Source organism: Pseudomonas sp. GW821-FHT05D12, from assembly GCF_059419825.1.
Genome location: NZ_JBWKSN010000033.1, coordinates 1 through 6,497, shown reverse-complemented (window position 1 = coordinate 6,497; position 6,497 = coordinate 1). Strand labels below are relative to the sequence as shown.

Sequence of the window (6,497 nt, the reverse complement as noted above, 5' to 3'; positions counted from 1 at the left end):
CCCCCCCCCCCCCCCCCCCCCCCCCCCCCCCCCCCCCCCCCCCCCCCCCCCCCCCCCCCCCCCCGCTCCCACATTTGTTCGGCGTTTGGCGGGAAATCTTATTTATCCCATGAGCTGATTCGACCCTCCCCCACCGTCATCCAACCGTCACATTCATCTGCTGTGCTGGCGCCCATCGCTCATTTGCCCAAGGACTCGCGGCCATGTTCTCCGTGCTCAAACCCCATCGCTGGAAACTCGCCCTGCTGCTGGTTGCCGCCAACCTCGGGCTGATCCTGCACCTGGCCTGCGGCGAGTTGAAATACGTCAGTGAATGGGCCTGGCTGGACATCTTCGGCGAAGGCGGCTCGGCCCTGTTGGCACTGGTGTGGCTGGGCCTGGTGCTGAAAAGCCGACCCGCCGGGCGCGTCACCAATTACCTCGCGCTGGGGCTGTCGTGCATCTTCTTTTCCTGGTGGATCGACAGCCTCGACGAATTTATCCGCCTGCCCGACAGCATCACCTGGGACCACTGGCTGGAGTCCGGGCCGATGCCGGTGGGCATGATCCTGCTGACCATCGGCATCTACCACTGGCACCGCGAGCAACTGGCGATCAGCGCGCAGATGGAGAAGCGCGAGCGGCTGTTTCGCGAGCATCGGCTGTTCGACAAACTCACGCCGCTGGCCGGCGCCGACTACCTCAAGCGCCAGTTGGCCGACAGCCTGCAAGACAGCCGCGAGCAACAACAACCGCTGTCACTGCTGGCCCTGGACCTGGATAACTTTGCCGCCATCAACCAGGCTTTCGGGCACGTCGAGGGCGACGCGGTGTTGCAGGCCCTGAGCCATTTGCTGTTGCTCAACCTGCGCCGCCAGGACTTGCTGTGCCGCCTGGCCGGCGACCGTTTTGTGGTGCTGTTGCCCAACACCGGCGAACGCCAGGCCCAGGTGCTGGCGCTGGAGTTGCAACAGGCCGTGCGTGGCCTGGCCCACAAGACCCGCCAACAGGGCGAACGCCTGCAATTGGCCGCGACTACGGCGGTGGTGATGGCCCTGGACGAGTCGCCCCACGACCTGCTCAAGCGCCTCAACCTGGCGCTGGCACGGGCCAAGCAACCGCTGGCGAAAAGTGCCTGAGATGGCCGTCAAGACCAGCTGGTATGAAAGCGACACGCGCTTTATCCCCGGGCATTACCAACCCGCTACCTTGATCGACCTGGCCTTGTCCCGCGACATCGACAGTCATCGCCTGCTGCGCGGCACCGGGCTGTTCCACGAGGACATCCTGGCCGGCAACGCGCGGTTGAGCCCGCAGCAGTTCCTGGCCCTGATCGGCAACAGTCGCAAACTACTGGATGCCGACGACAGCAGCTTCCTGTTTGGCCAACGCCTGCTGCCCGGCTACTACGGCGCCGCCAGTCACGCCCTGGGCCACGCGCAGAACCTGCACCAGGCACTCGAACTCCTCATCCAGCAGCAAGTGCTGCTCAGCCCATTGGTCAGCCTGCAACTGGAGCTGGATGAGCACCACGCCTACCTGTATTGGCTCGACAGTTGCGGCGCCGGCGAGCACTGGCGTTTCCTGCTGGAGGCCAGCGTGACCTCACTGGTTGCCATGAGCCAATGGCTCAGTGGCCAGCGGCTGCCGTGGGCGTGCAGTTTCAGCCACGCCGAGCCGCGTTATGTCGAGCAGTACTGGGTGAACCTGGGCGAAGGCACTCGCTTTGCGCGCCCGCTGGACATGCTCAGCATCCCGCGCGAATACCTCACCCACCCGTGGCCGGGTGCCTCGGCCACTGCCGGCCAGGTCGCACGTCGCCAGGCCTGCGAGCAGATCGAACACCTGGGCTTTGCCGGCAGCTTTCTCGACTGCCTCTACGACTACCTGCGCGATCAGGTACGCCATCCGCCGAGCCTGGAACAGGCGGCCCAGGCGTTTGCGATGAGCCCGGCGACCCTCAAGCGCAAACTGCACAAGCATGACACCGGTTTTCAGCAGCAGGTGGACCGCGTGCGCAAGCAGGTGGCGTTGCACCTGTACCAGGTCAAGGGCTACAGCAATGAGGAAGTGGCGGCGTACCTGAATTTCAACGACGCAGCCAACTTCCGACGCTCATTCAAGCGCTGGACCGGCAGCACGCCGAACCTGATCCGCCAGTTGTTCAACAGCCACTAGCCAGGCGTTCGCGCAAGAACTCCACCAGCGCCTGGACGGGCCGTGAGCTTTGCCGGTGCTGCGGGTACACCGCCGACAGGGTCAGGGCTTCGGGGGCGAAGTCGTCCAGTACGCTCACCAGGCGCCCGTCCTTCAAAGCCTCGCCAACGATAAAGGTCGGCAAGTAGGTGACGCCCAGGCCGGCAATCGCGGTGTCGCGCAGCAGGTCGCCATTGTTGACGCGCATACGCCCGCTGACGTTCAGCGCCTGCAGCTTGCCCTTGAAGCGCCACTGCACCTGGCGGCCATGGCCGTAGGGCAGGCAGTCGTGGTCGGCGAGGTCGTCGGGTTTCTGCGGGGTGCCGCGCAGGGCCAGGTAATCCGGGCTGGCGCAGTAGACGCGCGGGATGCTGGCGATACGGCGGGCAATCAGGGTGGAGTCTTCCAGAGTGCCGATGCGCAGCACCAGGTCGTAGCCTTCGCCGATCAAATCCACCGGGCGGTCGCTGAGGTCGACTTCCACCGACACCTGGGGATAGCGCTGCAAAAACTGCGGCAACAGGCAGCCCAGGTGCGCCATCGCAAACGACAACGGCGCGCTGAGGCGCAGGGTGCCGCGCGGTTCGCTGTTCTGGCCGGCGATGCCCTGCTCCACTTGCTCGACTTCGGTGAGCAGGCGCAAAGCGGATTCGTAGTAACTCTGCCCCAGCGGCGTGACGTCCAGGCGGCGGGTGGAGCGGTTGAGCAGGCGCACGCCGAGGCGATCTTCCAGCTGGATCAGGCGGCGGCTGACGAACTGCTTGGACAGGCCGAGTTGTTCGGCGGCGGCGGTGAAGCTGCCGGATTCCATGACCTGGCAGAACAGGCGCATGTCTTCGAAGGGGTTCATTGTCGCTTCTCGGTGGACAGTTTGCTGATTTATAGCGGGTCGGTCGCCTTACCACAAATCAAATGTGGGAGCGGGCTTGCTCGCGAATGCGTTGGATCAGTCGCTGAAAGTATCGACTGACACAGCGCATTCGCGGGCAAGCCCGCTCCCACATTGAATGGCCTGCACCTGTTGGAAATCGCTTATTTGGCAGTAAACGCCGAGTAGCTGTTCATCAGGTTGCGGTAGTTGGGGATGCGCGGCGACAGCAGGTTGGCCAGGCCTTCCATGTCGTTGCGCCAGTCCACTTGCAGCTCACAAGCCACGGCGAACCAGTTCACCAGTTGCGCACCGGCGGCGGTCATACGGGCCCAGGCGGCTTGTTGCACAGTTTCGTTGAAAGTACCAGAGGCGTCGGTGACCACGAACACCTCGAAGCCTTCGTCGAGCGCGCACAGGGTCGGGAACGCGACGCACACGTCCGTCACCACGCCGGCAATGATGATCTGCTTACGACCGGTAGCCTTGACCGCCTTGACGAAATCTTCGTTGTCCCAGGCGTTGATCTGGCCAGGGCGGGCGATGTACGGCGCGTCCGGGAACAGTGCCTTGAGCTCTGGCACCAGTGGGCCGTTAGGACCGCCTTCAAAACTGGTGGTCAGGATGGTCGGCAGGTTGAAGAACTTCGCCACATCGGCCAGGGCCAGCACGTTGTTCTTGAACTCGTTGGGGGAGAAATCCTGCACCAGCGAGATCAGGCCGGTCTGGTGATCCACCAACAGCACCACCGCGTCATCTTTGTTCAAGCGCTTGTAAGTCATGGGTTAACTCCTTCGGGGGTTTAAAAAGCAAAACACGAGCAGCCAAACGCGCCCCAGAAACCCTGGAAGTCGCTGACCGGCACGCTGCTGAGGCGGGCCTTTTCATGGCTGTGGGAATGCACGCCGCACGGGCCGCTGCACTGGTGAACCTGAGCCTGCACCGGGGAAGTCGGGCGCCAGTGACCCGGCACCTTGACCACCGGCGACCAGTCCGGCAGCACCGGCACGCGTGGCGGCGCGACATCGTCGAAGTCGCCGGCGCCGTACACCACCTTGCCGCCGACCACGGTCAGCACCGATTCGATCCACTTGATGGCCTCTTCATCGACGCTGAAAAAATCCGCCGAGAGCGCGGCGACGTCCGCCAACTGACCGACCTTGATCTGGCCCTTCTTGCCTTGCTCGGACGAGAACCAGGCGCTGCCATGGGTGAACAGTTCCAGCGCAGTCAGGCGCGGCAGGCCTTCGGCGTGCAGCTCCAGGCCGCCCACGGTGCGGCCGCTGACCATCCAGTACAACGAGGTCCACGGGTTGTAGCTGGAGACCCGCGTGGCATCGGTGCCGGCGCCTACCGGCACGCCTTCGGCGAGCATGCGCTTGATCGGCGGCGTGGCTTCGGCCGCCTTGGCGCCGTAGCGCTCGACAAAGTATTCACCCTGGAACGCCATGCGGTCCTGGATCGCAATACCCCCGCCGAGGGCGCGCACGCGCTCGATATTTTTCGGCGTGATGGTTTCGGCATGGTCGAAAAACCACGGCAGGCCATTGAACGGAATGTCGCGATTGACCTTCTCGAACACGTCGAGCATGCGCGAAATGGACTCGTCATAGGTGGCATGCAGGCGGAACGGCCAGCGCTGCTCCACCAGATGGCGCACCACCGGCTCCAACTCCTGCTCCATGCTCTGCGGCAAGTCGGGACGCGGCTCGAGGAAGTCTTCGAAGTCGGCGGCCGAGAACACCAGCATCTCGCCGGCGCCGTTGTGACGCAGGTAGTCATCGCCCTGGTGCAGGGTGACGCTGCCGGTCCAGTTCTTGAAGTCGCTGAGTTCTTCCTTGGGCTTCTGGGTGAACAGGTTGTAGGCGATGCGCACCGTCAACTGTTGATCCTTGGCCAGTTGCTCGATCACCGCGTAGTCATCGGGATAGTTCTGGAAGCCGCCACCGGCGTCGATGGCGCTGGTCAGGCCGAGGCGATTGAGTTCGCGCATGAACTGACGGGTGGAGTTGACCTGATATTCCAGCGGCAGTTTCGGGCCTTTGGCCAAGGTCGAGTAGAGGATCATCGCGTTGGGCCGCGCCACCAGCATGCCGGTGGGGTTGCCGTGACTGTCGCGCACGATCTCACCGCCCGGCGGGTTCGGCGTGTCCTTGGTATAGCCGGCCACGCGCAGTGCCGCGCGGTTGAGCAAGGCGCGGTCATACAGGTGCAGCACGAACACCGGCGTGTCGGGCGCGGCCTGGTTGAGTTCGTCGAGGGTGGGCATGCGTTTTTCGGCGAACTGGAATTCGTTCCAGCCGCCGACCACGCGTACCCATTGCGGCGTGGGGGTGCGATCAGCCTGGTCCTTGAGCATGCGCAAGGCATCGGCCAGCGACGGCACGCCTTCCCAGCGCAGTTCGAGGTTGTAGTTGAGCCCGCCACGGATCAGGTGCAGGTGCGAGTCGTTGAGGCCGGGGATCACGGTGCGGCCCTTGAGGTCGATGACCTGGGTGCCACTGCCGCGCAGAGCCAGGGCTTCACCGTCGGTGCCGACGACGACAAAGCGGCCTTCATGGATAGCGACGGCGGTGGCGCGCGGGTTTTCACGGTCCACGGTGTGGAACTGGCCATTGAACAGAATCAGATCGGCGTTCATAGGGTTTCCTTTACTGAGGCTTCAAGCCAGGGAGCGAACAGGCGGGTGGCGGCCGGCATCAGCAGGTAGACCACCAGCAGCACGATGGTCAGCGTCACCAGGAAGGTCGCGACCACGTAGTTGGATAAAAACGGGTGCAGGCGCAGGACCGGGCCCCACACGATGGGCACCAGCAGGGTCAGCGGCAGGATCACGCACAGGGTGACCACCGCCTGTTTCCAGCGCGGCGGCTTGGCGGCGCTGTCGGCCAGGGGCGTGAACCAGAACTCGTTGACCGCGCCGATTTCGGTGTTGTCGCCGTCCGCCAGCATGGGTGTGGCTTCGGCGATGAGGGTTTTGCGCTCGGCGGAATCGAGCCAGGTTTGCAGGTCATCGGTGGAGCGGTAGCGTAATACGCAGGTGAACAGCGCCAGGCCGTTCTGTTTGCTGCGCACGACGTCGACACCGAGGTGCCCGGGGCGCGCGCCGGCGATTCGTACGATGTGGCGTAGCCAGGTTTCGTAGTTGGCTTCCTGGCCGGGTTTGATCAGGTGTTTGACGACCAGGGTGACGACTTCGTCGGGTCCGGTTTTGGGTGCTGGGTGCATGGGTGCCCCTCTGCCTTGATGGTTTGGCGGTGAGAGGAGTTTGGGGGGATGGGGGGTGGGGAAAATTGGATGTACGTGCTGTTTGGTGGGGGCAAGTTGAGGTTTGGGTTGAGATTGAGTGTATATCCGTTATTTGGGTAATGGCCGCGTATGGTTCCGCTCTTACAGCGGGTCACTTTTGGAAAAGAGCCCCAAAAGTAACCAAAAGGGCTCTTGCCCCAACACT

At 63.7% G+C, this 6,497-nt stretch carries 6 protein-coding genes; 2 read left to right on the top strand and 4 right to left on the bottom strand.

Annotated features, from left to right (window positions below; translation table 11 throughout):
• Positions 1 to 203 precede the first annotated feature (203 nt).
• Together AC07SI_RS30350 and AC07SI_RS30345 are read left to right on the top strand one after the other, a co-directional pair.
• Positions 204 to 1,118: a GGDEF domain-containing protein gene (locus AC07SI_RS30350; RefSeq protein ID WP_106804280.1), complete on the top strand. Its 915-nt coding sequence runs from the start codon at positions 204 to 206 to the stop codon at positions 1,116 to 1,118.
• A 1-nt stretch (position 1,119) separates the two neighbouring features.
• On the top strand, positions 1,120 to 2,157 hold the full coding sequence (locus tag AC07SI_RS30345; protein WP_120448277.1) for an AraC family transcriptional regulator: 1,038 nt from the start codon (positions 1,120 to 1,122) through the stop codon (positions 2,155 to 2,157).
• Here AC07SI_RS30345 and AC07SI_RS30340 read toward each other — a convergent pair.
• From AC07SI_RS30340 to AC07SI_RS30325, 4 genes are all read right to left on the bottom strand, one after another.
• The gene (locus AC07SI_RS30340; protein WP_120448276.1) at positions 2,144 to 3,025 is read right to left on the bottom strand and encodes a LysR family transcriptional regulator; all 882 of its coding nucleotides are present in this window, start codon (positions 3,023 to 3,025) and stop codon (positions 2,144 to 2,146) included. The genes AC07SI_RS30345 and AC07SI_RS30340 overlap by 14 nt on opposite strands.
• Positions 3,026 to 3,207: 182 nt before the next feature.
• Positions 3,208 to 3,825: an isochorismate family cysteine hydrolase YcaC gene (ycaC, locus tag AC07SI_RS30335; RefSeq protein WP_027607149.1), complete on the bottom strand. Its 618-nt coding sequence runs from the start codon at positions 3,823 to 3,825 to the stop codon at positions 3,208 to 3,210.
• Positions 3,826 to 3,845: 20 nt separating this feature from the next.
• On the bottom strand, positions 3,846 to 5,684 hold the full coding sequence (locus tag AC07SI_RS30330) for an amidohydrolase (RefSeq protein WP_495007116.1): 1,839 nt from the start codon (positions 5,682 to 5,684) through the stop codon (positions 3,846 to 3,848).
• Entirely contained in the window at positions 5,681 to 6,271 is a 591-nt protein-coding gene (locus AC07SI_RS30325; RefSeq protein ID WP_065906127.1) for an antibiotic biosynthesis monooxygenase, read from the bottom strand. The genes AC07SI_RS30330 and AC07SI_RS30325 overlap by 4 nt, the downstream gene beginning before the upstream one ends.
• Positions 6,272 to 6,497 lie beyond the last annotated feature (226 nt).